Source organism: Burkholderia latens (assembly GCF_001718795.1).
In the GTDB taxonomy this organism is placed as follows: domain Bacteria; phylum Pseudomonadota; class Gammaproteobacteria; order Burkholderiales; family Burkholderiaceae; genus Burkholderia; species Burkholderia latens_A.
In genome coordinates this window covers 2,246,129-2,272,011 of record NZ_CP013435.1, presented here as the reverse complement: position 1 = coordinate 2,272,011, position 25,883 = coordinate 2,246,129, and the positions used below count along the sequence as shown (strand labels likewise).

20 protein-coding genes and 1 tRNA gene are annotated in these 25,883 nt (G+C 67.5%); 15 read left to right on the top strand and 6 right to left on the bottom strand.

The annotated features are described in order from the left end of the window. Positions 1-396 precede the first annotated feature (396 nt). Genes WK25_RS10530 through WK25_RS10520 form a run of 3 tightly spaced genes read left to right on the top strand, consistent with a single transcriptional unit; the run spans position 397 to position 3,981 of the window. A complete protein-coding gene (locus WK25_RS10530) occupies positions 397-1,209 on the top strand; it encodes a gamma-glutamyl-gamma-aminobutyrate hydrolase family protein (RefSeq protein WP_069241976.1) in 813 nt (270 codons plus the stop codon). An 11-nt stretch (positions 1,210-1,220) separates the two neighbouring features. Then, positions 1,221-2,558 (top strand): glutamine synthetase family protein, encoded by a 1,338-nt coding sequence (locus WK25_RS10525; RefSeq protein ID WP_040144606.1) that lies wholly within the window; start codon positions 1,221-1,223, stop codon positions 2,556-2,558. A gap of 28 nt (positions 2,559-2,586) precedes the next feature. Beyond that, complete coding sequence (locus tag WK25_RS10520) at positions 2,587-3,981, top strand: aspartate aminotransferase family protein (protein WP_069241553.1); 1,395 nt, start codon at positions 2,587-2,589, stop codon at positions 3,979-3,981. 121 nt (positions 3,982-4,102) lie between these two features. On the opposite strand, the gene WK25_RS10515 is transcribed toward WK25_RS10520, so the two are convergent. Next, positions 4,103-4,177 (bottom strand) — tRNA-Val (locus WK25_RS10515). A gap of 84 nt (positions 4,178-4,261) precedes the next feature. Continuing rightward, positions 4,262-4,744: an Lrp/AsnC family transcriptional regulator gene (locus tag WK25_RS10510; RefSeq protein WP_040144604.1), complete on the bottom strand. Its 483-nt coding sequence runs from the start codon at positions 4,742-4,744 to the stop codon at positions 4,262-4,264. Between the two features lie 192 nt (positions 4,745-4,936). Here WK25_RS10510 and WK25_RS10505 point away from each other — a divergent pair, with 192 nt between their 5' ends. The 4 genes from WK25_RS10505 to WK25_RS10490 all read left to right on the top strand — a co-directional run bounded on the left by WK25_RS10505 (position 4,937) and on the right by WK25_RS10490 (position 9,247). Continuing rightward, the gene (locus WK25_RS10505) at positions 4,937-6,151 is read left to right on the top strand and encodes an amino acid aminotransferase (RefSeq protein WP_069241552.1); all 1,215 of its coding nucleotides are present in this window, start codon (positions 4,937-4,939) and stop codon (positions 6,149-6,151) included. Between the two features lie 29 nt (positions 6,152-6,180). Next, positions 6,181-6,567 carry a RidA family protein gene (locus WK25_RS10500; RefSeq protein WP_040144993.1) on the top strand — a complete coding sequence of 129 codons (387 nt, stop codon included), beginning with the start codon at positions 6,181-6,183 and terminating at the stop codon, positions 6,565-6,567. 131 nt (positions 6,568-6,698) lie between these two features. Further along, positions 6,699-7,736, top strand: coding sequence for a porin (locus WK25_RS10495; protein WP_069241551.1), 1,038 nt, complete (start codon positions 6,699-6,701; stop codon positions 7,734-7,736). Positions 7,737-7,828: 92 nt separating this feature from the next. Beyond that, entirely contained in the window at positions 7,829-9,247 is a 1,419-nt protein-coding gene (locus WK25_RS10490; protein ID WP_069241550.1) for an amino acid permease, read from the top strand. 34 nt (positions 9,248-9,281) lie between these two features. Here the strand turns inward: WK25_RS10490 and WK25_RS10485 are convergent, their stop codons facing one another. Further along, entirely contained in the window at positions 9,282-10,184 is a 903-nt protein-coding gene (locus WK25_RS10485; protein ID WP_040144600.1) for a LysR family transcriptional regulator, read from the bottom strand. Between the two features lie 173 nt (positions 10,185-10,357). On the opposite strand from WK25_RS10485, the gene WK25_RS10480 reads away from it, so the two are divergent. The 3 genes from WK25_RS10480 (at position 10,358) to WK25_RS10470 (ending at position 14,883) form a co-directional block, all read left to right on the top strand. Then, a complete protein-coding gene (locus tag WK25_RS10480; RefSeq protein ID WP_069241549.1) occupies positions 10,358-12,112 on the top strand; it encodes an acyl-CoA dehydrogenase family protein in 1,755 nt (584 codons plus the stop codon). Between the two features lie 14 nt (positions 12,113-12,126). After that, positions 12,127-13,362 carry a CaiB/BaiF CoA transferase family protein gene (locus tag WK25_RS10475; RefSeq protein WP_069241975.1) on the top strand — a complete coding sequence of 412 codons (1,236 nt, stop codon included), beginning with the start codon at positions 12,127-12,129 and terminating at the stop codon, positions 13,360-13,362. A gap of 108 nt (positions 13,363-13,470) precedes the next feature. After that, positions 13,471-14,883, top strand: coding sequence for an MFS transporter (locus tag WK25_RS10470; RefSeq protein ID WP_069241548.1), 1,413 nt, complete (start codon positions 13,471-13,473; stop codon positions 14,881-14,883). 175 nt (positions 14,884-15,058) lie between these two features. Here the strand turns inward: WK25_RS10470 and WK25_RS10465 are convergent, their stop codons facing one another. Together WK25_RS10465 and argA are read right to left on the bottom strand one after the other, a co-directional pair. Continuing rightward, positions 15,059-15,334: an oxidative damage protection protein gene (locus tag WK25_RS10465; RefSeq protein ID WP_006478357.1), complete on the bottom strand. Its 276-nt coding sequence runs from the start codon at positions 15,332-15,334 to the stop codon at positions 15,059-15,061. A gap of 49 nt (positions 15,335-15,383) precedes the next feature. Continuing rightward, positions 15,384-16,763, bottom strand: a complete 1,380-nt coding sequence (gene argA / locus WK25_RS10460; RefSeq protein ID WP_040144597.1) for an amino-acid N-acetyltransferase — start codon at positions 16,761-16,763, stop codon at positions 15,384-15,386. 23 nt (positions 16,764-16,786) lie between these two features. On the opposite strand from argA, the gene hrpA reads away from it, so the two are divergent. The 5 genes from hrpA to WK25_RS10435 all read left to right on the top strand — a co-directional run bounded on the left by hrpA (position 16,787) and on the right by WK25_RS10435 (position 24,904). Next, positions 16,787-20,989 carry an ATP-dependent RNA helicase HrpA gene (gene hrpA, locus WK25_RS10455; protein WP_069241547.1) on the top strand — a complete coding sequence of 1,401 codons (4,203 nt, stop codon included), beginning with the start codon at positions 16,787-16,789 and terminating at the stop codon, positions 20,987-20,989. Positions 20,990-21,170: 181 nt separating this feature from the next. Beyond that, the gene (locus tag WK25_RS10450) at positions 21,171-22,160 is read left to right on the top strand and encodes a beta-propeller fold lactonase family protein (protein ID WP_040144595.1); all 990 of its coding nucleotides are present in this window, start codon (positions 21,171-21,173) and stop codon (positions 22,158-22,160) included. Positions 22,161-22,176: 16 nt separating this feature from the next. Further along, entirely contained in the window at positions 22,177-23,151 is a 975-nt protein-coding gene (locus WK25_RS10445) for a sterol desaturase family protein (RefSeq protein ID WP_040144594.1), read from the top strand. A 113-nt stretch (positions 23,152-23,264) separates the two neighbouring features. Continuing rightward, on the top strand, positions 23,265-24,092 hold the full coding sequence (locus WK25_RS10440; RefSeq protein ID WP_059546139.1) for an EI24 domain-containing protein: 828 nt from the start codon (positions 23,265-23,267) through the stop codon (positions 24,090-24,092). Continuing rightward, positions 24,089-24,904, top strand: a complete 816-nt coding sequence (locus WK25_RS10435) for a competence/damage-inducible protein A (protein WP_069241546.1) — start codon at positions 24,089-24,091, stop codon at positions 24,902-24,904. The genes WK25_RS10440 and WK25_RS10435 overlap by 4 nt, the downstream gene beginning before the upstream one ends. Before the next feature lie 140 nt (positions 24,905-25,044). Here the strand turns inward: WK25_RS10435 and WK25_RS10430 are convergent, their stop codons facing one another. Continuing rightward, a complete protein-coding gene (locus WK25_RS10430; RefSeq protein ID WP_040144591.1) occupies positions 25,045-25,509 on the bottom strand; it encodes a rhodanese-like domain-containing protein in 465 nt (154 codons plus the stop codon). Positions 25,510-25,883: the final 374 nt, after the last annotated feature.

The following is a 25,883-nucleotide window of genomic DNA, read 5'->3' as shown; positions in this document are numbered from 1 at the left end:
TTCATCAGTCAGTCGAGTACGATCGTGAAAGCCGCCAGCCCTTCGATACGCCGGACCCGAAGTCCGTCGGCGGGCGCGCCGCCTCAGGCCGGGCCGATCCGGCATGCTGATCGCGGCACGCGCGCCGCCCTCATACGCGAGCCCCGTTTCTTCGCTGTGTTCCACCGCGGCCTGCGCCGCTTCAACCTCGTGACCGCGCACGTGTTCAGCGCGGTGCAGTGCGACGGCAGCGCTTCGTTGTTGCCCTAGCGTCCTTTCCCGTATTCACATCGGATCGTCCGGCCGGCTGCCGCTTCGTTCTCGCAGCATGGCCATGCATATACGCGCGCCGTGCCGGCGAGCGTACTCGTTGTATCGCGCGCATGCGTGCGGCGCGCACTCACTCCGGAGGCGATCATGCGCCCGCGCCCGATCGTAGCCGTCACCGCCGACCGCATCGTGCGCGGCGCGCATCCGAACCACACGGCAGCGGAGAAGTATCTGGTCGCGCTGGTCGACGGCGCCGGCACGCTCGCGTTCGTGCTGCCCGCGCTCGGTGTACGCCAGCCGGTCGATGCGATCGTTGCAGCGGTCGACGGGCTGCTGCTGACCGGCAGCTATTCGAACGTCGAACCGCATCGCTATGGCGGCGCGGCGAGTGCGCCTGACACGCTGCACGATCCCGCACGCGACGCGACCGCGCTGCCGCTGATTCGCGCGGCGATCGACGCGGGCGTGCCCGTGCTCGCGATCTGCCGCGGAATGCAGGAGTTGAACGTCGCGTATGGCGGCACCCTTCATCAGCGACTCCATGCGAGCCCGGGTTTCGCCGATCATCGCGAACGCGAAGGCGATCCGCTCGAGCGGCAGTACGGCCCCGCGCACCGCGTGCAATTTACGGCCGGCGGCCTGCTGCAGCGGGTCGCGCACGGTGCGCGCGACGCGATGGTCAATTCGCTGCACGACCAGGGGCTCGCGCGGCTCGGCGCGGGGCTCGCCGTCGAGGCGTGCGCGCCAGACGGGCTCATCGAAGCCGTCAGCGTGCGCGGCGCGCGCGCATTCGCACTCGGCGTGCAATGGCATCCCGAATGGCGCCATGCGGAACAGCCGCTGTCGCGCGACATCTTCGCGGCATTCGGCGCGGCGTGCCGCGCGCGAATGACGCATCGCCTTCATGCGGCCGGCGGCGCCATGCCGTCGCCGGCCGCATCCGACATCGACATCGACTAACGAGGCCGATCATGCAACCCGAACTGAGTGAATTCCTGCGTCAGCACCGCATCACCGAAGTCGAGGCGATCATTCCCGACATGGCCGGCATCGCGCGCGGCAAGATCATTCCGCGCAACAAGTTCGAGTCCGGGGAATCGATGCGCTTGCCGCAGGCCGTGATGGTGCAGACCGTCACCGGCGATTATCCGGAGGACGGCACGCTGACCGGTGTGACCGATCCCGACATGGTCTGCGTGCCCGATCCTTCGACGATCTGCCTGATTCCGTGGGCCGTCGATCCGACTGCGCAGGTGATCCACGATTGCGTGCATTTCGACGGCTCGCCGGTCGAGATTTCGCCACGCTACGTGCTGCGCCGCGTGCTCGACCTGTACCACGCGAAGGGCTGGAAGCCGGTGGTCGCGCCCGAGCTCGAGTTCTATCTGGTCGACATGAACGCCGATCCCGACCTGCCGTTGCGTCCGCCCGTCGGGCGCACGGGCCGCGCGGAAACCGGCCGCCAGTCGTACTCGATCGAAGCCGTCAATGAGTTCGATCCGCTGTTCGAGGACATCTATGAATATTGCGAGATGCAGGGCCTCGACATCGAGACGCTGATCCATGAGGTCGGCGCCGCGCAGATGGAGATCAATTTCGTGCACGGCGACGCGCTGTCGCTCGCCGATCAGGTATTCCTGTTCAAACGCACGGTGCGCGAAGCCGCGCTGCGCCACAACATGTACGCGACGTTCATGGCCAAGCCGATGGAAGGCGAGCCGGGCTCGGCGATGCACATCCACCAGAGCCTCGCCGATGCGCGCACGGGCCGCAATCTATTCGCCGACGAGGGAGGCGTCGTGTCGCCGATGTTCCATAGCTATCTCGCCGGCTTGCAGAAGTACACGCCCGCGCTGATGCCGATTTTCGCGCCGTACATCAACTCGTATCGACGGCTGTCGCGCTTCATGGCCGCGCCGATCAACGTGCAGTGGGGATACGACAACCGTACCGTCGGCTTCCGGATTCCGCAATCGGCGCCCGTTGCGCGGCGCATCGAGAACCGGATTCCGGGCGTCGACTGCAACCCGTATCTCGCGTTCGCGGCGACGCTCGCCGCCGGCTATCTCGGTCTCACGCAGCAGCTCGAGCCGACCGAGCCAATCGCATCGGACGGCTACGATCTGCCGTACCAGTTGCCGCGCAACCTGGAGGAGGGGATCTCGTTGATGGCCGCGTGCACGCCGCTCGCCGGCATTCTCGGCGACAAGTTCGTGAAGGCGTACCTCGCGCTGAAGGAAACGGAGTACGAAGCGTTCTTCCGCGTGATCAGCTCGTGGGAACGCCGCCATCTTCTGCTGCACGTGTAAGCGTGCGGCGCCGACTAGCGGAGGCAACATGACCGAACGAAACGACACCGTCGCCGGGCGCTCGACCGCCGAATACCGCGCGCTCGACGCCGCGCACCACATCCACCCGTTCTCGGACATGGGCGCGCTCAATCGCGCGGGCAGCCGCGTGATCGTGAAGGCCGACGGCGTGTACCTGTGGGACTCGGACGGCAACAAGATCATCGACGGGATGGCCGGGCTCTGGTGCGTGAACGTCGGCTACGGCCGCAAGGAGCTGGCCGACGCCGCGTATCGGCAGATCCAGGAGCTGCCGTTCTACAACACGTTCTTCAAGACGACGCATCCGCCGATCATCGAACTGTCCGCGATGCTCGCCGAAGTGACGCCCGCCGGCTTCAATCACTTCTTCTATTGCAACAGCGGCTCGGAAGGCAACGACACGGTGCTGCGACTCTTGCACCAGTACTGGCGCGTCGAGGGCAAGCCGCAGAAGAAATATGTGATCTCGCGCCGGAACGGTTATCACGGCTCCACGATCGCCGGCGGCACGCTCGGCGGGATGGGCTACATGCACGAACAGATGCCGTCGAAGGTCGAGCACATCGTGCATATCGATCAGCCGTATTTCTTCGGCGAAGCGCAACCTGGCGACACGCCCGAAGCATTCGGTCTCGCGCGCGCGCAGCAGCTCGAAGCGAAGATTCTCGAGCTCGGCGCGGAGAACGTCGCCGCATTCATCGGCGAGCCGTTCCAGGGCGCGGGCGGCGTGATCTTCCCGCCGTCGACGTACTGGCCGGAAATCCAGCGGATCCGCCGCAAGTACGACATCCTGCTCGTCGCCGACGAAGTGATCGGCGGCTTCGGCCGCACCGGCGAATGGTTCGCGCATCAGCACTTCGGCTTCGAGCCGGACCTGATCACGATGGCCAAGGGCCTGACGTCCGGCTACGTGCCGATGGGCGCGGTGGGCATCCACGAGCGCGTCGCGCGGCCGATCATCGAGCATGGCGAATTCAATCACGGCCTCACGTATTCGGGCCACCCGGTCGCGGCGGCGGTCGCGGTCGCGAACCTCAAGCTGCTGCGCGACGAAGGGATCGTCGAGCGCGTGAAGCGCGATATCGGGCCGTATTTCCAGCGCCGCCTGCGCGATGCGCTGGGCGATCATCCGATCGTTGGCGAGATCGTCGGAGCGGGGCTCGTCGCGGGCGTTCAGCTTGCGCGTGACCGTGCGCGGCGCGAGCGATTCGACGCGAGCGTCGATATCGGCACGATCTGCCGCGACTTCTGCTTCAACGGCAACCTGATCATGCGTGCGACCGGCGACCGGATGCTGCTGTCGCCGCCGTTGGTGATCCGAGAGGCGGAGGTCGACGAGATCGTCGACAAGGCGAAGCGCGCGTTTGACGCGACGGCGGAGCGGGTGGGGAGGGCAGGATAGCCGGTCGTTGCCCCACGAACCTGTTCGCGAGTGCAAGGACGCGTGCAGGGGAGGCAGCAGCGGAAAATCGGGCGCAAAACGAAAAGGGCCTGCGTCGTGAGACGCAGGCCCTTGAATTCTTTGGTGGGCGGTACTGGGATCGAACCAGTGACCCCTGCCGTGTGAAGGCAGTGCTCTACCGCTGAGCTAACCGCCCAAAGAAGCTGAAATTATGTCAGAGCTTTTGCGGTTCGTAAAGTACTTTCTTCAACTATTTTTTCAGGCCGGTGCAAAAGGTTCGTCAGGTGCCCGTGGACGGCTCGACGAGATCGAGAATCGAGCCGTCGCGCTTGAGCGTCGCGAGCACGATGCTCGAATTGATCGACATCACGCCCGTCGCACGGTGCAGCCGGTTGATCACGAAATCGGAGTAATGATCGAGGTCGCGCGCCCGCACCGTCAGCACATAGTTCGAGCCGCCCGTCACGATTTGCGCGGCGATGACTTCCGGCCATTCCTGGATCGCCTCCACGAAGCGGTCGTGCCATTCGGGCACGTCCGGCCGCATCGACACATGCACGAGCGCCTCGAATGCGACGCCGACCTTCTTCGGCTCGATCGTGCAGCGGTAGCCCGAAATGGCGCCGCGCTCCTCCAGCAGCTTCACCCGCCGCAGGCACGCGGACGGCGACAGCGCGACCGCATTCGCGAGGTCCTGATTGCTGATGCGTCCGTCCCGTTCGAGATGCCGGAGGATCCGCATGTCGGTTCGATCCAGATTCATTTCGCAGAATCCCGTAATTTTTGACGTGACAGTCGCAGACTCTACTGCAAACCAGGCGATTCGTCATCGATAAGTGAAGCTCATTCTATTTCGTCCTCGATAACATGCGCCCCATGCCTCCGACCGCGCGACCTGACTTGCTGTCACGCCGCCGGCCGCCTCGCCGCCTTCAACTTCTACCGTCATACCGCCATGTACGAACACGTTCCCGCCTATCCGGGCGACCCGATTCTGTCGCTGTTCCAGGCGTTCCAGCAGGATGCCCATCCGCACAAGGTCAATCTCAGCATTGGGCTCTACTACGACGATGCGGGCCGGATCCCCGTGCTCGAGAGCACACGTCTCGCGGCCGAGCGCGTGCGCGACGCCGGCGCGCCGCATACATATCTGCCGATGGAGGGACTCGCCATGTATCGGCAGGGCGTGCAGCGCCTCGTGTTCGGCGCCGACTGCGCGGCGCTCGCGCAAGGACGCATCGCGACGCTGCAGACGCTCGGCGGCTCGGGCGCGCTGCGGCTCGGCGCGGAGTTCGTGAAGCGCTATTTTCCCGACAGCGCGATCTGGGTCAGCGATCCGACGTGGGACAACCATCGCGTGATCTTCGCGGCGGCCGGTCTCGACGTGCACACCTACCCGTACTACGACGAATCGCGCAACGACCTGCGCGTCGACGCGATGCTCGCGGCGCTCGACGCGCTGCCGGCGCGCAGCATCGTGCTGCTGCAGCCGTGTTGCCACAACCCGACCGGCCTCGACCTCGGCCGCGACGCATGGCGCGCGGTGATCGACGTGCTCGCGCGTCGCCGGCTGATTCCGTTCCTCGACATGGCGTACCAGGGCTTCGGCGACGGGCTCGACGACGACACATGGGCCGTGCGTGCGATCGTCGAAGCGGGGCTGCCGGCGATCGTCAGCAACTCGTTTTCGAAGAACTTCTCACTGTACGGCGAGCGCGTCGGCGGCCTGTCGATCGTCTGCGCGGGCGCGAGCGAAGCGGCGACGGTGCTGAGCCAGTTGCAGGCCGGCGTGCGCCGCACCTATTCGAGCCCGCCGCTGTTCGGCGCGCAGCTCGTGTCGACCGTGCTGAACGACGACGTTCTGCGCGCGTGCTGGGAAGACGAGGTGGCGGAGGTGCGCACGCGCATCAAGCGCATGCGCGGCGCGCTGAAGGCGCGGCTCGACGCGCGCTTGCCGACGCCCGCGTTCGATGCGCTCGTCACGCAGCGCGGCATGTTCAGCTACACGGGCATCGCCGCGACCGACGTGGACCGGCTGCGCGCGGCGCACGGCGTCTACCTGCTGCGCTCCGGCCGCATGTGCATCGCGGGCCTGAACGACGCGAACGTCGATCATGTCGCGCACGCGATCGCCGACGTGCTCGGCGCCCCGTCGCGCCGGGCCGCATGAGCGGCCGGGCCGAACCGAAGGAGTACACGATGGCAGATACGATCCCTGTCGACTTGCCCCAGCTCGCGCAGCCGTTCTCGTGGGCGACCCGCGCGGGCGGGCTGATGTTTACCGGCCACGGGCCGGTCGATGGGTCCGGCGCGATCGCCGGCGACACGATGACCGAGCAGGCGCGCATCACGCTCGGCAATCTCGCGAAGGCCGTCGCGGCGGCCGGCGCGACGATGGACGACGTCGCGCAGGTGCTCGTCTACCTGTCCGACGTGAAGGCGATGCCCGAATTCGACGCCGAATACCGGCGCCACTTCCGCGAACCGTACCCGAACCGCACGTGCGTGGGCGTGCAGGGCTTCGCGCATCCGGAGATGCGCGTCGAACTCGTCGCGTACGTCGCGCTGCCGGCGGCACGCGGCTAGCCGGCACGCGACTTCGCGACGATTGCAGCACCCGCGATTAGCGACAAGTACCAACACCCCCGACGAACACAACAATTCAGACAAGGATGGAGACGAAGATGAAGCGCATTACTCGATTCGCACTACCGACGATGGCGGGCCTGCTCGCCGCCAGCGGCGTGATGGCGCAAAGCAGCGTGACGCTGTACGGCATCGTCGACCAGAGCATTCGCTACACGACGCATGCGAACGCATCGGACGACGCCAGTGTGCAGATGACCAACGGCGCGATCACCAACAGCCGCTGGGGCTTGAAGGGCAGCGAAGCGCTCGGCGGCGGGCTGCAAGCGATCTTCCGGCTGGAGAGCGGCTTCGAGCCGCAGACCGGGCAGCTCGACGGCGCGCTGTTCGGCCGCTACGCGTACGTGGGTCTCGCGAGCGACTGGGGCACCGTGAAGCTCGGCCGGCAGGCGACCGAGGCGTTCAACCTGTTCGGCGATCTCGATCCGCTGACGGTCGGCAACTACACGGCCAACATGTGGCCGTACTTTCTCACGCAGGGCCGCGCGAGCAACGTGGTCAGCTACGACGGCACGTTCGGCGGACTGAACGTCGGCGCGAGCTACGGTTTCGGCGGTGTCGCGGGCAGCCTCGGCGCGAATGCGTACTGGGGCACGCACGCGTCGTACACGCTCGGCGGGCTGATGGTCGGCGCGACCTACCAGCAGGTGCGCGACCTGACGAGCCGCGCGCAGCAGGCATGGGGCGCGGGTGCGCGCTACGCGTTCGGCGCGACGACGCTGTACGCCGGCTATCTGGGCGGGATCGACCGCACTGGCATGCTCGACCGACAGCTGCTGAATGCGCCGGGCCGCGACGTAACCTACGGTTCGTTCGGCGACAATCCGCGCCGCGACGCGATCTTCTATGCCGGCGCGAGCCTGAAGGTCACCCCGGCAGTCTCGGTGACGGGCGTTGCGTATTACGACGACATCCGCAACGTGAACGGCATCGCGGGCAACGGCGGGAAGCGCTATACGGGCGTGCTCGAGGCCGAGTACGCTCTGTCGAAGGCCACGCAGGTCTACGCGACGGTCGACTACAACCGGGTGACAGGCGGCGCGTTCACCGAAATGCCCGGACGCGGCAATCAGACGGGTATCGCGGCCGGCTTGCGCCACCTGTTCTGAGCACGTGGCGCGCGGTGGCCGGTGCGGTCCGGCGCCGGTCCGTGCGCCGTCGGCGGTTCGACCGGACACACGTTTTCGAACGAGGTCATTCGATGCAATCAGAAGGGCAATTCCAGCACATCACGGCGCGCGAGCAGGGTCTGCGCCGCACGCTTTCCGCACCGCAGATGGCGATGATCGCGATCGGCGGCGCGATCGGCACGGGTCTGTTTCTCGGCAGCGGCTTCGCGATCGGCTTCGCCGGTCCGAGCGTGCTCGTCAGCTACGCGATCGGCGCGTTCATCTCGCTGCTGCTGATGGGCTGTCTCGCCGAGATGACGGTCGTGCACCCGACCTCCGGGTCGTTCGGTGCGTACGCCGAACATTACGTGAGCCCGTGGGCTGGGTTCCTCGTGCGCTATGCGTACTGGGCGTGCATCGTGCTCGCGGTCGGCACCGAAGTCACCGCGATCGCGCTGTACATGAAGTACTGGTTCCCGGGCGTGCCGGGCTGGCTGTGGATCGTCAGCTTCTCGGCGCTGCTCGTGTTCGTCAACGCGCGCAGCGTCGACGTGTTCGGCGCGGTCGAATACGGCTTCTCGGTCGTGAAGATCGCGGCGATCGTCGGCTTCATCGTGCTGGGCGCGTACGTCGTGTTCGGCAATCCGGCGCTGGTCGGCGACGGCGCGGCCGGCGCGGGCTTCCACCATTACACCGAGCACGGGGGGTTCTTCCCGAAGGGGATGTGGGGGATGTGGGTCGCGGTGATCGTGTCGATCTTCAGCTACCTGAGCATCGAGATGATCGCCGTCGCCGCGGGCGAGGCGGAAGATCCCGAGCGCGCGGTCACGCGCGCGTTCCGCTCGACGATCGTGCGGCTCGTGCTGTTCTATCTCGTCACGCTTGCGCTGATGCTCGCGATCGTGCCGTGGACGGCAGCGGGGCGCGACGAGAGCCCGTTCGTGAAGGTGATGGAGGCGATCCGCCTGCCGGGCGCGGCCGGCGTGATCAATTTCGTCGTGCTGATCGCCGCGCTGTCCGCGATGAACAGCCAGATCTACATCACGACGCGGATGATGTTCAGCCTGTCGCGCGCGGGCTACGCGCCCAAGGCGCTCGGCGAAGTGAACGCGCGCGGCGTGCCGTTCGGCGCGCTGATGCTGTCGACGCTCGGCATCGCGCTCGCGACGGTCCTGAGCGTACTGTATCCGGGCGAGTCGTTCACGATCATGATGGCGGTGTCGATGTTCGGCGCGCTGTTCACGTGGATGATGATCTTCGCGACGCATTACTGCTTTCGGCGGCGGCGCGCGGCGCTCGGCCTGCCGGCACCCGCGTTCCGCATGCGCGGCTTTCCGCTGCTGACGCTGCTCGGCGCAACGCTGATGCTGGCAGTGATGGTGACGACCTACTTCACGGCCGAGTTCCACATGACGCTGATCTTCGGCATTCCGTTCCTGATAGCGCTGTCCGTCGTGTATGCGGTGTGGTATCGGCGCGCGCAACCGGTGCTGCAGCCGGAAGCGAAGTAGCGTGGCACTACCGGCGCGCAGCGGGCGCGCCGGCTCAGCCCACAAGCGCGGGCAGCGCGTCGATCGACGTGCGCACGTAGTCCGCGAAGCGCAGTGCGACCGGTTCGGCGGTGCCGCTGCGCTTCAGCTCCAGCGTGCGCGATTCCAGCGACGCATCCTTCAGCGGCCGGAACGCGAGCCGGTCGCTCTTCACCTGCTGCAGCACGCGCGGCACGAGCGCGATGCCCATCCCGAATTCGATCATCGACAGGATCGTCTGCCAGAGCCGCGCCTCGTGACGGATCAGCGGGCTGAATCCCGCGTTCACGCATTGCGCGATGATCAGGTCGTGATAGTGCGGCGCCGCGTCGCGCGGAAACAGGATGAACGGTTCCGCGGCCAGCGCGGCGAGTGCGACCTGCCGGCGCTGTGCGAGCGGATGCGCGGCCGGCAGGCAGCAGACGAACGGTTCCGCGTAGACGGGCGCCGATTCGACTTCGGGCGGGCAGTGGCCCCAGTGCGCGTAGCCGAGATCGATCTGGCCGCGCTGGATCGCCAGCACCTGCGCCTGCGTGTTCATCTCGCTCAGCACGATCTCGACGCCCGGATAGTCGGCCTCGAAGCGTCTCACCGCGTCGGGCAGCCCGCGATACAGCATCGAATGGACGAAGCCGATCCGCAGCCGTCCCGCTAGACCGGACGCCGAGCGTACGGTGAGCCGCTCCGCCTCGGCCGCCTGCAGCAGCAGCCGGCGCGCTTCGCCGAGCAGCACCGCGCCCGCGTTGGTCAGCGCGACCGTCTTGTTGGTGCGGGAAAAAAGCTGCACGCCGAGCGCATCCTCGAACTTGCGGATGTCGAAGCTCAGCGCCGGCTGCGAGATAAACAGGCGCTTCGCCGCGCGCCCGAAATGCAGCTCCTCGGCGACCGCCACGAAGTAGCGCAACTGCCTCAGTTCCATGGTGCGTCCTCCCCGCATCGGCATCGATAAGCATCGTTTATCGTACCGGATAAATCCTGTATTGGACGCTTATCGATCGCGCGCCTACGCTCTGTCGAACGCCTGGCACCCGCCGGCCGCGCCGCCACGGCGCGGGCACCGGCCGGCAGCCGGGCCACCATGGAGACGCATGCATGAACGACACCGCTCGCACGCCGGACACCGGTGCGGCCAACAACATCCCCGATAGCCGGGGCATCAACTTCTTCACGGCCGATCCCGATCTCGGCGCGTTGCTGAAACTGCATCTCGGCGCGACCCGCTACGCGGAACTCGAGCCGCAGCTGCACGCGCTCGGCGCGCGCGTGTCGGGCGAACTCGACGCGTGGGCGTCGCGCGCGGACAAGCATCCGCCCGTGCTCGAGCATCGCAACCGGCGCGGCGAAGCCGTGCAGCGGATCGACAAGGATCCCGCGTATGTCGCGCTCGAACGGGTCGCTTACTCGGAGCTAGGGCTCGCGGCGCTGAGCCATCAGCCCGGGGCGGTGGCGCCGCTCGTCAAATACGCGCTGACGTTCCTGTTCGTGCAGGCGGAATTCGGGTTGTGCTGCCCGGTCAGCATGACCGATTCGCTGACGCGCACGCTGCGTCGTTTCGGCGATCCGGCGCTCGTCGAACACTATCTGCCGAGGCTCGCGTCGCGCGATTTCGACACGCTGTTCCAGGGCGCGATGTTCATGACCGAGCAGGCGGCCGGCTCGGACGTCGGCCGCATCGCGACGCGTGCGGTGCGCGAAGCCGACGCGCGGGGCGGCGCGGTGTGGCGCCTGTACGGCGACAAGTGGTTCTGCTCGAACGCGGACGCCGACCTGGCGATGGTGCTCGCGCGGCCCGACGGCGCGCCGGACGGCATCAAGGGACTCGCGCTGTTCCTGTTGCCGAAGACGCTGCCGGACGGCACGCGTAATCGCTACCGGATCGTGCGGCTGAAGGACAAGCTCGGCAGCCGTTCGATGGCGAGCGGCGAGATCGCGCTCGAAGGCGCGCAGGCCTGGCTGATCGGCGAGATCGGCCGCGGCTTTCACCAGATGGCCGACATGATCAACATGTCGCGGCTGTCGAACGGCGTGCGCGCGGCGGGCCTGATGCGGCGCGCGCTGAACGAGTCGCTGCACGTGGCCGCGCATCGCGCCGCGTTCGGCCGCAAGCTGATCGAGATGCCGCTGATGCAGCGTCAGTTGATGAAGATGCTGCTGCCCGCCGAGGCCGCGCGCGCGATGTTCATGCACATCGCGCTGCTGCTGCCGCAAGCGGACGCGGGCGACGAGCACGCCGCGCGCTGCGTGCGCATCCTGACACCGCTGATCAAGTTCCGCGCGTGCCGCGATGCGCGCCGCGTGACGGGCGACGCGATGGAGGTGCGCGGCGGCACAGGCTACATCGAGGAATGGAGCGATGCGCGCCTCGTGCGCGACGCGCATCTCGGCTCGATCTGGGAAGGCACCAGCAACATCGTCGCGCTCGACGTCGCGCGCGCCGCGCAGCGCGAGCAGGCGCTCGACGCGCTGCGCACGTTCCTCGCCGACCGGCTCGGCGCGGCACCGCTGCCGGATGCGAGTCGCGCGGCGCTGCGGCGCATTCTCGCGCGTGCGTGCGATGCGCTCGCGCGGGTCGCGGCGGAAGGCGATGACGCGCGCGTGCGACAGGCCGCGTCGGCGCTTTACTACGCGAGCGCGGCCGTGCTGATGGCGTGCGAGGGCGCACAGCTCGCACCGGATTACCGGCGCCTCGCGCTCGCGCACCTGGTCGTGCGTCACAAGCTTCTGCCGGTCGACCCGCTCGCACCGGCGTCGCGCGACGACGAAGCGGCGGCGTTCGACGCGCTGCTGCGCGGCACACCGGTACCGCTCGACATGGCGCTCGACCTGCTCCCGGAGGTCGAGCGATGAGCGCGACGGAAGCGATGAACGCGCTGCGCGGCGCGCTCGACGGGCTCAAGGTCGTCGACCTGAGCCGCGTGCTCGGCGGTCCGTACTGCACGCAGGCGCTCGCGGATCACGGCGCGACCGTGATCAAGATCGAGCCGCCGGACGGCGACGAGACGCGCGGCTGGGGGCCGCCGTTCCTCGGCGACACCGCGTGGTATTTCATGGGCGTGAACCGCAACAAGGAGGGGCTCGCGCTCGATCTGTCCCGCGACGAAGGGCGCGCGATCCTGTGGCGCCTGCTGGAGGACGCCGACGTGCTCGTCGAGAATTTCAAGCCCGGCACGCTCGCGCGCTGGGGCATGGACTATGCGCGCGACCTGCGGCTTCGGTTCCCGCGCCTGATCCACTGCGCGGTGACGGGCTTCGGCGAGGACGGCCCGCTCGGCGGGTTGCCCGGCTACGATGCGGTGATTCAGGCGATGGCCGGGCTGATGAGCGTGAACGGCGAGCGCGATGGCGACGCGATGCGCATCGGGTTGCCGATCGTCGACATGGTCACCGGGCTCAACGCGCTTGCCGGCATTCTGCTCGCGCTCGCGGAGCGCGAAAGAAGCGGGCAGGGGCAGTCGATCGACATCGCGCTGTACGACTGCGGCGTGTCGCTGCTGCATCCTCACCTGCCGAACTTCTTCGGCTCGGGGCGCGTGCCCGAACGCAGCGGCAATGCGCATCCGAACATCGCGCCGTACGACAGCTATCGTACGGCGACGGCGCCGATCTTCCTCGCGGTCGGCAACGACCGGCAGTTCGCGCGCCTCGTCGCGCATCTTGGCGCGCCGGCGCTCGCGGGCGATCCGCGCTTCGCCGACAACCGCAGCCGCTGCGCGCACCGGCCCGAACTGAAGGCCGAGCTCGAGGCACGGCTCGCCGCCCATCCGTGCGAGCCGCTGGCGCGCGACCTGATGGCGGCGGGCGTGCCGTGCGGGCCGGTGCGCACGGTCGCCGACGTCGCGCGCGACCCGCATGCGCTGCACCGCGAATTGTTCGTCGAGATCGGCGCATATCGCGGCACGGCGTCGCCGGTGAAGCTGTCGCGCACGCCGGCGACCTATCGTTCGCCGCCGCCCGTGCTCGGCCGCGACACGCGCGCGGTGCTCGACCGCCTCGGCGTCGATCCCGCGCTCCAGCAACGATTGCTCGACGCCGGCGTGCTGAAGGTCGCGCCGGACCCGACGCTTTGCAGGGACAAGCCGCTCGACGCAAGGCAATGAAGGCGACGTAAAGCGACGTAAAGCACGACCGCCAGCCGGCGGCGCAAGGCCGGCCATCCGGCAAGGCGCGCGACAGTCGCGCCGCCGATCAGAATCATGGAGACATCGATGAGCCGTCCGCAATCCCCGTCCGCCGCGCAGCCGCGGCCTGGCCGTGCCGCCGTCGCGGCATTCGTCGGCACCACGATCGAGTGGTACGACTTCTACATCTACGGCACCGCCGCCGCGCTCGTGTTCGGCAAGGTGTTCTTTTCGAGCACGATGGATCCGGGCGTCGCGACGCTGCTCGCATTCGTCACGTTCTGGGCGGGCTTTGCCGCGCGGCCGCTCGGCGGAATCGTGTTCGGGCATCTCGGCGATCGCGTCGGCCGAAAGACCGCGCTCGTGATCACGCTGGTGATGATGGGGCTGGCCACGACGGGCATCGGCCTGCTGCCCGGCTATGCGTCGATCGGTGTGTGGGCGCCGGCGGGCCTTGTCGTGCTGCGCGTGTTGCAGGGCATCGCGGTCGGCGGCGAGTGGGGCGGCGCGGTGCTGATCGCGAGCGAGAACGCGCCGAAGCATCGCAGCATCCTCTATGCGGCGTTCGCGCAGCAGGGTTCGCCCACCGGCAACCTGCTCGCCACCGCCGCCTTTTTCGCGCTGAGCACGCTGCCGACGCCGTCGTTCCTGATGTGGGGCTGGCGCATTCCGTTCCTGCTGTCGGCGGTGCTCGTGATCATCGGGATGGTGATCCGGCTGCGGCTCGAGGAATCGATCGACATGCAGCGCGTGCTCGCGCGCAAGCGCACGGTGAAGCTGCCGCTGCGCGACGTCGTGCGCGACCACTGGCCCGTCGTGCTGCTCGCGGCCGGCACGTTGCCGGTGATCAACGTCACGTATTTCCGTAGCACCTTCGCGCTGTCGTGGGCGACGAAGGAACTCGGCTACGCGCAGGGCACGTTTCTCGGCATCCTGTCGCTCTCGCTCGTCGTGCAGTTCCTGATGCAGCCGGTCGGCGCGTGGTTCGTGTCGAAAGTCGACATGCGGCGCGCGATGTGCTGGATCCTGATTCCCGAGATCGTGCTGATGCCGGTGATGTTCCATGCGCTCGCGACGCGTTCGTACTGGATCGCCGTCGCCGGGATGTGCATCTCGACGATCCCGTCGGCGATGTTCTACGGCGCGGTCGGCGGCGTGCTCGCGCGCGTGTTTCCTGCCAACATCCGCTACACGGGCCTGTCGCTCGCGTATCAGTTGAGCGCGCTCGTCGTCGGCGGCGGCACGCCGGTGCTCGCGCAGGCGATCCTGAACGCGACCGGCAGCATCGTCGGCGTCGCGATCGCGTCGGGGCTGTACGCGCTCGTGTCGCTCGCATGCATGCTCGCGCTGCTGAATCGCACCGGCTACCGCGCGGACGAGTTGTCGACGGCCGAGCGCAGCGATGCGGCCGAATGGGGTGCCGAAGGCGCGAGCGCTGAAAGTCCGACCGGCGAGACCGCGCAGGCGGGCGACCGCGCTGCGTTGAAGCCGGCTGGTTGAATCCGCCGTGCCGGCGCGATTTGCCGATTCGGCGGCAGCGCACGCGCCGGCCGGATCGCATCGACCCGATTCCGCCCTCCCAAAAGCAAACGGCACCGTGCGATACACGGTGCCGTTTGCCTTGTTTCGCTTCGCAACGCGGCCGGCGCGACCGGCCCGCGCGATTCGCGGTGCTTCAGCCTTCCGTCGGCGGCACGTAACCGGACGCCTGATCCGCGCCGTCGCCGAAGAAGTACTTCTCGGTCTGCTTCATCAGATACTGGCGTGCGCGCGGGTCGGCCATGTTCAGGCGGTTCTCGTTGATCAGCATCGTCTGCTGCTTGAGCCAGCCTTGCCACGCTTCCTTCGATACGCTTTCGTAGATGCGCTTGCCGAGTTCGCCCGGCAGCGGCGGGAAATCGAGGCCTTCGGCTTCCTTGCCGAGCTTCGCGCATTGGATCATTCGAGCCATCGTGTACTTCTCCTGTAATCGGTCTGGGGGAGGGCGGGCGTGCCTGCGCTCAGAGCTGTTTCATCAGCACGAGCGACTTGCGCTGCCAGTTATAGAGTTTGCGGCGGTCTTCCGGCAGGTCGTCGACGCTGACCTTGACGAAGCCGCGCTTGAGGAACCAGTGCTCGGTGCGCGTCGTGAGCACGAAGATGTGCGTGAGGCCGCGCGCGCGGGCGCGCTGCTCGATGCGCTTGAGCAGGCGCTCGCCGTCGCCCGAGCCCTGTGCTTCAGGCGCGACCGTCAGGCACGCCATCTCGCCGATCTTTTCCTGCTGGTACGGATACAGCGCCGCGCAGCCGAACAGCACGCCGTCGTGCTCGATCACCGAGAAGTGGTCGATGTCGCGTTCGATCTGGTGCCGGCCGCGCCGCACCAGCGTGCCGTCCGACTCGAGCGGCTCGATCAGCGCGAGGATGCCGCCGACGTCGTCAGGCGTCGCCTCGCGCAGGCTTTCGAGGTTCTCGTACGAGATCATCGTGCCGACACCGTCGTGCAGGAACAGCTCGAGGAGCATGCTGCCGTCGAGCGACTGCGGAATCAGGTGCGCGCGCGTCACGCCGCCGCGGCATGCGCGGATCGAATGCTTCAGGAAAAACGCGTCGTCGCCCTGGATGTTGCCCGAATCGAGCAGTTCGGCGGCCGCGTCGAGCGACATTTCGCGAATCAGCACGCCTTCGTCGTCCACGATGCCGGGCGCTTCGGTCAGGAAGATGATCTTGTCGGCGCGCAGCGCGATCGCAGCGGCCGACGCGACGTCTTCCATCGACAGGTTGAACGCCTCGCCGGTCGGCGAGAAGCCGAGCGGCGACAGCAGCACGAGCTTGCGGCTCGCGAGCGAGTGGCGGATCGATTCGGCGTCGATCTTGCGCACGATGCCCGTGTGTGCGAAATCGACCCCGTCGAGAATCCCCACCGGCCGTGCGGTCACGAAATTGCCGGACACGACGCTGATGTGCGCGTGCGCCATCGGCGAATTCGGCAGCCCCTGGCTGATCGCGGCCTCGATGTCGAGGCGCACTTCGCCGGCCGCCTCCTTCGCGGATTCGAGCGCGCGCGCATCGGTGATGCGCAGCCCGTGCGAAAACTCGGATTCGACTCCGTGCAGGCTCAGCTGCTCCTCGACCTGCGGCCGCGAGCCGTGCACGAGCACGATCTGGATGCCCATCGCCTGCAGCAGCGCGATGTCGGACACGAGCGCGTTCAACAGCCCCTGCTGCACCACCTCGCCGCCGAACCCCACGACGAACGTGCTGTTGCGGAACTTGTGGATATAGGGCGCGACGGAGCGCATCCAGTCGACGAACTGCGCGTGGCTGGCGGCCGAATCGTCGGCGGCCGGCGGCGTCGCGGCGCCGGTCTGGGCGGGTGGGAGGTCGGTTTGGGAATTCATGGGCGGGATTATAATGCGCCCCCATGTCGAATGTACCTAAAAGTCCCGCGCCGACGCGGGCCAACGCGCCGTCGGCGAAGCACCCGGAAGGTGCGGCCGATGCGCGCCGGCAGCACGGCGAGCCGCGCCAGCAGCAGCAACAGCAACAGCAGGCGGGCAAGCCGCCGCGCGGCGACGAACGGCGCCGCAACGACGGCGACGGCCAGCCGAGCCCGCAGGGCCGCCCGGCCGCAAAGCGCGCGCCGGAAGCTGCCGAGCGTGCGCCGCGTCGAGAGCGCCCGCCGCGCGCGGCCGTGCCGCCGAACCCGGTCCCGCCGATCACGTACCCGGAAAGCCTGCCCGTGTCGGGCAAGCGCGACGAGATCGCTCGCGCGATCGCCGCTCACCAGGTCGTGATCGTCTGCGGCGAAACGGGTTCGGGCAAGACCACGCAGCTGCCGAAGATCTGTCTCGATCTGGGGCGCGGCCTCGGCGCCGGCGGCACCGGCCTGATCGGCCATACGCAGCCGCGGCGCCTCGCCGCGTCGTCGACCGGCCGGCGCATCGCCGAGGAACTCGGCACGCCGTTCGGCGAAGTGGTCGGCTACAAGGTGCGCTTCACCGACAATCTTGCGCCCGGCGCGTCCGTGAAACTGATGACGGACGGCATCCTGCTCGCCGAGACGCAGACGGACCCGCTGCTGAAGGCGTACGACACGCTGATCATCGACGAGGCTCACGAGCGCAGCCTGAACATCGACTTCCTGCTCGGCTACCTGAAAGAGATCCTGCCGCGTCGGCCCGACCTGAAGCTGATCGTCACGTCTGCGACGATCGACGCCGACCGCTTTGCGCGCCATTTCGGCACGGACGAACGTCCGGCGCCGGTGATCGAGGTGAGCGGGCGGCTGTATCCGGTCGAGATGCGCTATCGTCCGGTGGCCGAGGATCGTCCGGCCGTCAAGAACGCCGAAGGGACGGGCGGCCGCGACCGCGTGAAGACCGCGCGCGAGGCCGAACGCGACCTGATGGATGCGATCGTGGACGCGGTCGACGAACTGTGCCGCGAAGGCCCCGGCGACGTGCTGGTGTTCCTGCCGGGCGAGCGCGAGATCCGCGAGGCGGCCGAGGCGCTGCGCAAGCACCATCCGCCGCACACCGAGATCCTGCCGCTGTTCGCGCGGCTGTCGGCCGCCGATCAGGACAAGGTGTTCAAGGCGTCGAACGCGCGCCGCATCGTGCTCGCGACGAACGTGGCCGAAACGTCGCTGACGGTGCCGGGCATTCGCTACGTCGTCGATACCGGTCTCGCGCGCGTGAAGCGCTATTCGTACCGGAACAAGGTCGAGCAACTTCAGGTCGAGTCGATCTCGCAGGCCGCCGCGAACCAGCGCGCAGGTCGCTGCGGGCGCGTGGCCGACGGCGTGTGCATCCGGTTGTACGAGGAAAGCGACTACCAGGCGCGTGCGCGTTTCACCGATCCGGAAATCCTGCGCTCGTCGCTCGCGTCGGTGATCCTGCGGATGAAGTCGCTACACCTGACGGCGATCGAATCGTTCCCGTTCCTCGAACCGCCGCCCGGCCGCGCGATCGCGGACGGCTACCAGCTGCTCAACGAGCTCGGCGCGGTCGACGACGACAACGCGCTGACGCCGCTCGGCCGCGAGCTCGCGCGGCTGCCGCTGGACCCGCGCGTCGGCCGGATGATTCTTGCCGCACGCGACCAGCAGTCGCTGCGCGAGGTGCTGATCATCGCGAGCGCGCTGTCCGTGCAGGACCCGCGCGACCGTCCGATCGACGCGCAGGAGCAGGCCGACCAGGCGCACCGCCGGTTTGCCGACGAGCGCTCCGAATTCCTGCAGTGGCTGAAGATCTGGGCGTGGTTCGAAGAAGCCGTCGCGCACAAGAAGTCGAATCGCCAACTCATCGACGCATGCCGGCAGAATTTCCTGTCGCACCTGCGGCTGCGCGAGTGGCGCGACGTCCATTCGCAGCTGCTGACGGTCGTGCGCGAGCACGGCTGGCGGCTCAACGACGCCGAGGCGACTTACGAACAGGTGCACCTGGCCCTGTTGACCGGTCTGCTCGGCAACATTGGCATGAAAGCGGACGACGATCCGCACTATCTGGGCGCGCGCGGGATCAAGTTCTACCTGTGGCCGGGCTCCGCGCTCGCGAAGAAGGCCGGCCGCTGGGTGATGGCGGCCGAACTCGTCGAGACGAGCCGGCTGTACGCGCGCTGCCTCGCGAAGATCGAGCCCGAGTGGGTCGAGAAGATCGGCGCGCATCTGCTGAAGAAATCGCTGTCGGAGCCGCACTGGGAAAAACGTCCCGCGCAGGTCAGCGCCTTCGAGCGCGCGACGCTTTACGGGCTGCCGATCTACAACCGGCGCCGCGTCGCGTTCGGCAAGCAGGATCCGGCGCGCGCACGCGAGTTGTTCATCCGCGGCGCGCTGGTCGACGGCGAATTCGACACGAAGCTGCCGTTTTTCGCGCACAACCGCAAGCTGCTCGCGGATATCGAGCAGCTCGAGCACAAGTCGCGCCGGCAGGACGTGCTGGTCGACGACGAGCTGATCTACGCGTACTACGATCACGCGATTCCGGAAGGCATCCACACGGGCGCCGCGTTCGAGCGCTGGTATCGCGACGAAGTGAAGAAGGGCGGCCAGCCGGAAGACAAAGCGCGGCTGCTGTACCTGTCGCGCGACGATCTGATGCGCCACGAGGCGGCCGGCGTGACGACCGAGCTGTTCCCGAAGCGCGCGACGATGGCCGGCGTCGAGATGACGCTCACGTACCACTTCGAGCCCGGCACGCCGCGCGACGGCGTGACGCTCGCGGTGCCGCTGTTCGCGCTGAACCAGGTCGACGCACGCCGCTGCGAATGGCTCGTGCCCGGGATGCTGAAGGAGAAGGTGCAGCTGCTCCTGAAATCGCTGCCGCAGAAGCTGCGCCGCCACTGCGTGCCGCTGCCCGAATACGCGGCCGGTTTCGTCGAGCGCACGGGCCGCGAGCGCTTTGGCGCGGGCGGCCTCGTCGAGGCGGTGATTGCCGACGTGCGCGACCAGACGCAGGTCGCGATGAAGACGGCCGACTTCAAGCTCGAAACGCTGCCCGCGCACCTGTTCATGAACTTCAAGGTGATCGACGAGCACGGCCGCCAGCTCGCGATGGGGCGCAATCTCGCGCAACTGCGCCAGGAGCTCGGCACGCAGGCGCAGCAGCAGTTCCAGAAAATCGCTGCTGCATCGACGATCGCACCCGGCGGCGAAGCGGGCGCGGCTCCTGCGTCGGCGCCCGCGGCCGCGCCGGGCGCAGCGGCGAAGGGCGGGAAGCCGGGCAAGGGCGCCGCACCGCATACGGGCGTTGCGGCGGAAGCCGGCGCGACCGCGCTGTACGAGAACCTGACGACGTGGAATTTCGGCAAGCTGCCCGAGCTGCTGGAAATACGCCGGCGCGGCCAGACGCTGTACGGCTATCCGGCGCTCGTCGATCGCGGTACGCATTGCGACGTCGAGGTGTTCGACTCGCCAGAGGAGGCCGCACGCATTCACCGCGCCGGCTTGCGGCGGCTGTTCGCGCTGCAGCTGAAGGAGCCGATCAAGTTCCTCGAGAAGAATTTGCCGGGGCTGCGCGAAATGGCGATGCAGTACATGTCGCTCGGCACTCAGGACGAGTTGCGCGACCAGCTGATCGACACGGCGCTCGATCGCGCGTGCCTGCAGGAGCCGCTGCCCGACGACGATGCGAGCTTCCACGCACGCCGCGACGAGGGCCGCAGCCGCCTGAACCTGCTCGCGCAGGAGATCGCGCGGCTCGTTGGCCAGATCCTCGCGGAATACGCGGGGCTCGCGAAGAAGCTCGCGCAGGCGAAGCCGTTCGTGCAGGCCCATGCCGATCTGCAGCAGCAGCTCGGTGCGCTGGTCGGCAAGCGCTTCGTGATCGATACGCCTTACGCGCAGCTTGCGCATTTCCCGCGCTACCTGAAGGGCATGGCGCTGCGAATCGACAAGCTGAAGGCGGACCCGGCGCGCGACGCGAAGCAGTCGGCGGAGCTGCTGCCGCTCGTCCAGCAATACCAGCGCGCGGTGTCGCAGCGCGGCGGCGTCGTGGATCCGCGGCTCGCGGAATTCCGCTGGCTGCTCGAGGAACTGCGGATTTCGCTGTTTGCGCAGGAACTGCGCACGCCGATGCCTGTCTCTGTCAAGCGCCTGCACAAGGTCTGGGAGTCGATGCAGCGCTAGCGCGGCGGCGCTCGTCCCGGCCGGTGGCGGGGCAGCGCTCTGGCCCCGCCGTGCGGCGTGCGCCGCGGCGGGGTGCACGGCCGCCGCGGCATGCGGCGAAGTGGCGCAACACGGCCCCGGGTCAACCGGAGAGGCCCGCCGAACGTTCTACAATGACTGCTGTTCCACGACGTGAGTCTTCATGCGCACTTTCCTTTCCTTCGGCCGCACGCTTGCGCTGGCCGCCGCCGTGCTGGCGCCAGCCGCACACGCGAACAACGTGATCGTCCTCAACTCGGCCGAAGCGACGCTTTCCCTGATCGACCAGCAGACCCGCGAGGTCGTTTCCACGATGCCGACCGGCAAGGAACCGCACCACCTGATGGCGACGCCCGACAATGCGTCGCTGATCGTCGCGAATTCGGTCTCGAACAGCCTGATGTTCCTCGACCCGAAGACGGGTAAGGTGCAGCGCACCGTCGAAGGGATCGACGATCCGTACCAGCTCGGCTTCTCGCCCGATCGCAAATGGTTCGCGGCGGCCGGGCTGCGGCTCGACCGCGTGGACCTCTACAGCTACGACGGCCGTGACCTGCACCTCGCGAAGCGTGTGCCGCTCGCGGTGATGCCGAGCCACCTCGCATTCACGAAGGACAGCAAGACGCTGCTCGTGTCGCTGCAGGTATCCGGCGAGATCGCGGCGATCGATCTGCCGACGCAGACGGTCAAGTGGAAGATGAAGGTCGGCAAGGTGCCGGCGGGCCTGTGGCTCACGCCGGACGACAAGTTCCTGCTGGTCGGGATGACCGGCGCCGATTACGTCGCAGTGGTCGACTGGCGCAACCAGAAGGTCGTCAAGGAAATCTACACGGGCAAGGGCGCGCACAACTTCCGCTCGCTCGCCGACGGCACGCATGTCGCGGTCACGAACCGGGTCGCGAACACGATCAGCATCATCGACGAAAACACGCTGACCAACGTCGGCGACATCACGGGCCTGCTGCCGGGGCCGGACGACATGGAGTTGTCCGCCGACAAGAAGACGCTGTGGGTGACGTTCCGCTTCGCGAAGAAGGTGGGTATCATCGATCTTGCATCGCGCAAGCTGGTGCAGACGATCGCCGTCGGCCGCTCGCCGCACGGGATCTACTTCTACGACCGCGCGCCGTGGAAGGCTGCGAACGGCGCGTGACCGGCGGAGGCGGACGATGCTGCACCTGATCGATGCGTTCGTGTCGGACATCCAGACCTGGCTGTACGTCGACGTCGTGCAGCCGCTCCTCTTCAAGTTCAACTTGATGGACTATGACGAGGACACCTACGACGCGCTGTATTGGGTAATCGTCGGCGCGCTGCAGATGGTGCTGATGTTCGCGCTGCTGCGCCCGCTCGAGGCGCTCGCACCGGTCGAGCGGTGGAAGAACCGCCGCGCGGTGCGGGTCGACGTGATCTACACGGCAATCTCGAAGCTCGGCATCTACACGCTGTTCTTCTTCTTCGCGCTGCAGCCGGTGTTCGACCGGTTCCAGGCGTGGCTGCGCCTGCACGGCGTGTCGAACTTCAACCTCGACTATCTGTGGCCGGGCGTGACGTCGCAGCCGATCGTCGCGTTCGCGATCTACCTCGTCGTGCTCGATTTCGCCGGCTACTGGTATCACCGCTGGCAGCACAAGTTCGGCATCTGGTGGGAGTTGCACGCGGTGCATCACAGCCAGCGCCAGATGTCGCTGTGGTGCGACGACCGCAACCACCTGCTCGACGACGTGATCCAGTCGTGCTTCTTCGCGGCGATCGCGCTCGTGATCGGCGTGACGCCGTCGCAATTCGTCGTGCTGACCGCGGTCACGAACTTCCTGCAAAGCATTCAGCATACGAATGCGCGGCTGTCGTATGGCCGGCTCGGCGAGCGTCTGCTCGTGAGTCCGACCTTCCACCGACGCCACCACGCGGTCGGCTACGGCCACGAAGGCACCAAGTACGGCTGCAACTTCGGCGTGCTGTTCCCGTGGTGGGACATGATGTTCGGCACTGCATCGTGGAACCGCACGGTCGAGCCGACCGGCATTCGCGAGCAGGTCGAAGGCGTGTCCTACGGCGACGGCTTCTGGGCGCAGCACTGGCTCGCGTTCGTGCGGATCTTCCGCCGCCTTGTGCCGGCAAAGCGCGGCGCGGCGTCGGCCTGAGCCGGTCCCTTCTTCCCGTTGAACGCCTTTCCGACACGGCCCGCCTGCGCTTTGGCGCACGCGGGCCGCGTGGTTTATCCTTTCCCCGTTTTTCTTCCTCGATACAGGTCCGCATGAACGACTTGCTGCGCTCCTTCGTCCGGGCATTCGCCAGCGCGCTGCACCCGCGCATGCTGTGGCTGACCCTGATGCCATTCGTCGTGTCGGCGCTGCTATGGGGCGTCGTGCTGTGGTTCTCGTGGCAGACGCTGATCGACGTCGCGCGCGGCGCGCTCGACGGGTTCGTGCTGACCGCCGCGCTGTATCGCGCATTCGACGCGCTTGGCATGTCGCAACTGCATGCGGTCGTCGCGCCGTTCGTCGTCGTGTCGCTCGCGATTCCGCTGATCGTGCTGACCGTGCTGCTGCTGATCGCGACGATCTCGATGCCGGTCGTGATCAAACACCTGTCGAACCGCCAGTTCGTCGCGCTCGAAGCAAAGCGGGGCGGCACGTTCGTCGGCAGCGTGTTCAATTCGCTCGGCGCGGCGATCGTCGGCGTCGTGCTGCTCGTCGTCACGATTCCGCTGTGGCTGATCCCGCCGTTTTTCGCGCTGCTGCCGCCGGTGATCTGGGGCTGGCTCACGTACCGCGTGATGACCTACGACGCGCTCGCTCAGCATGCGAGCCGCGACGAACGCCGCGCGCTCGTGCGCCAGCATCGCTGGCCGTTGATTGCGATCGGCGTCGCGACCGGCCTGCTCGGCACCGTGCCCACGTTCGTATGGGTGTCATCCATCTGGATGATGGTGCTGTTTCCGTTCGTGGCAGCAGCGATGATCTGGGTTTACGCTTTCATCCTCGTCTTCTCGGCGCTGTGGTTCGGGCACTATTGCCTGCGCGCGCTCGACGACCTGCGCGCGAGCTCGCGCGCCACCGCAATCGACATGGGGCAGGCATGAGTATCGGCATCATCATCATCGGCGACGAAATCCTTTCAGGCCGCCGGCAGGACAAGCATCTGGCGAAGGTCATCGAGCTGCTCGGCGCGCGCGGCCTCGCGCTCGACTGGGCCGAATACGTCGGCGACGATCCGGCGCGCATTACCGCGACGCTCGCACGCGCGATCGCGTCCGGCGACATCGTGTTTTCCACCGGCGGAATCGGTGCGACGCCGGACGACCACACGCGCCAGTGCGCGGCCGCCGCGCTCGGTGTGCCGCTCGAGCTGCATCCGGAAGCGAAGGCGCTGATTTCGGAGCGCATCCGCGAGACGCATGCCGATCCGGCCACGCCGGTCGACTTCGAGTCGCCGGAAAACCGGCACCGCTTCAACATGGGCGTGTTTCCGGCCGGGGCGACGATCATCCCGAACGGCTACAACCGGATTCCGGGCTTCTCGGTCGGCGATCTCCATTTCGTGCCGGGCTTCCCGGTGATGGCGTGGCCGATGATCGAATGGGTGCTCGACACGAAGTACCGCCATCTGCATCACGCGACGCCGCATGCGGAGCGCTCGCTGTACGTGTTCGAACTGCCGGAATCGACGCTCACGCCGCTGATGGAAAAGATCGAGCGCGATTTTCCCGGCGTGCGCGTGTTCAGCCTGCCGAGCGTCGGCGACGCCGAGCGCGGCGGGATCTACGCGCGCCGGCATATCGATCTCGGTGTGAAGGGCGAGCCGGAAGCGGTCGCGGCCGCGTTCGTGAAGCTGCGCGAAGGCGTGCATCTGCTCGGCGGCGACGTCGTCGAACCGGACGCGCCGCGCGCGTGAGCGGCGCGCGCATCGTTCTCGCATGCGTGCCGCAACCGCGGCTGCGGAAACAACACGGGCCGCGCAACGCGGCCCGTCATCGGGATGTCATCGCCCGGCTCGACGATGTCGCAGGCGGGAGTGACTGAGCGGACGCGCGCTCAGGCGCCGATCCACGGCAGTTTCCGGAAGCACCAGCCGTCGACCGTCTTGCGGTGGCCTTCGGCGTCCTTGCCGCCTTCGAAGCCTTCGAGCAGGTCGAACGCCTTCGTGAAGCCGGCCTGCGCGGATGCGACCGCGGCGAGCTTCGAGCGCGCGGCGCTGCGGCACAGGAACAGGATCGGCGTATCGGCAGGCACGGCCGCTTTCAGTTCATTGATGAATTCGGCATTCGGCACGCCGCCCGGATAACGCGTCCATTCGATGTGCAGATACTGGCCGTCGCCGACAAGCGGGCGGCCGATCCAGTCCAGCTCTGCACGCGTGCGCACGTCGACGAGGCGCGCCGACGGATCGAGCTGCAGCAGTTCGAATGCCTCGACCGGCAGCAGTGCGCCGGCATAGTCGAGTGCGCCTTGGGCGCGGCGTTCTTCGGCCTTCGCGTAAAGCTGGTCGAGCGTACTCATGGCGGGAGGTCTCCATATCGTTAAACAAATATTCTAGCGCGGCGCCGGCGGGCGGATGTCCGCATGTCCGCGCGCGCATGCACCGCGCACGGTTTCACCAAAAGCGTGCAGAATGACTGGCGTGCACCAAAGATGTGTTCGTGTGATGGTGGAGGGAACCAAGTGCACCATGGTGGTGCCGGCGTGCAGCCGATAGTGCGGCGCTTGGCCCCGGAATTGCGCAGCGGAGCCCCGCTGCGGCGCGGCCTGGCACGATTCGCGTCGGTTTTGCGATGACTGGCACGGAAGCTGCTATATAGAATTCGGTCGACCCGGGGCACGCTGCGCCAAGCAAGACTCCGGGCAGCTCGATAAACGAGGCGGTTCCCAGTCCG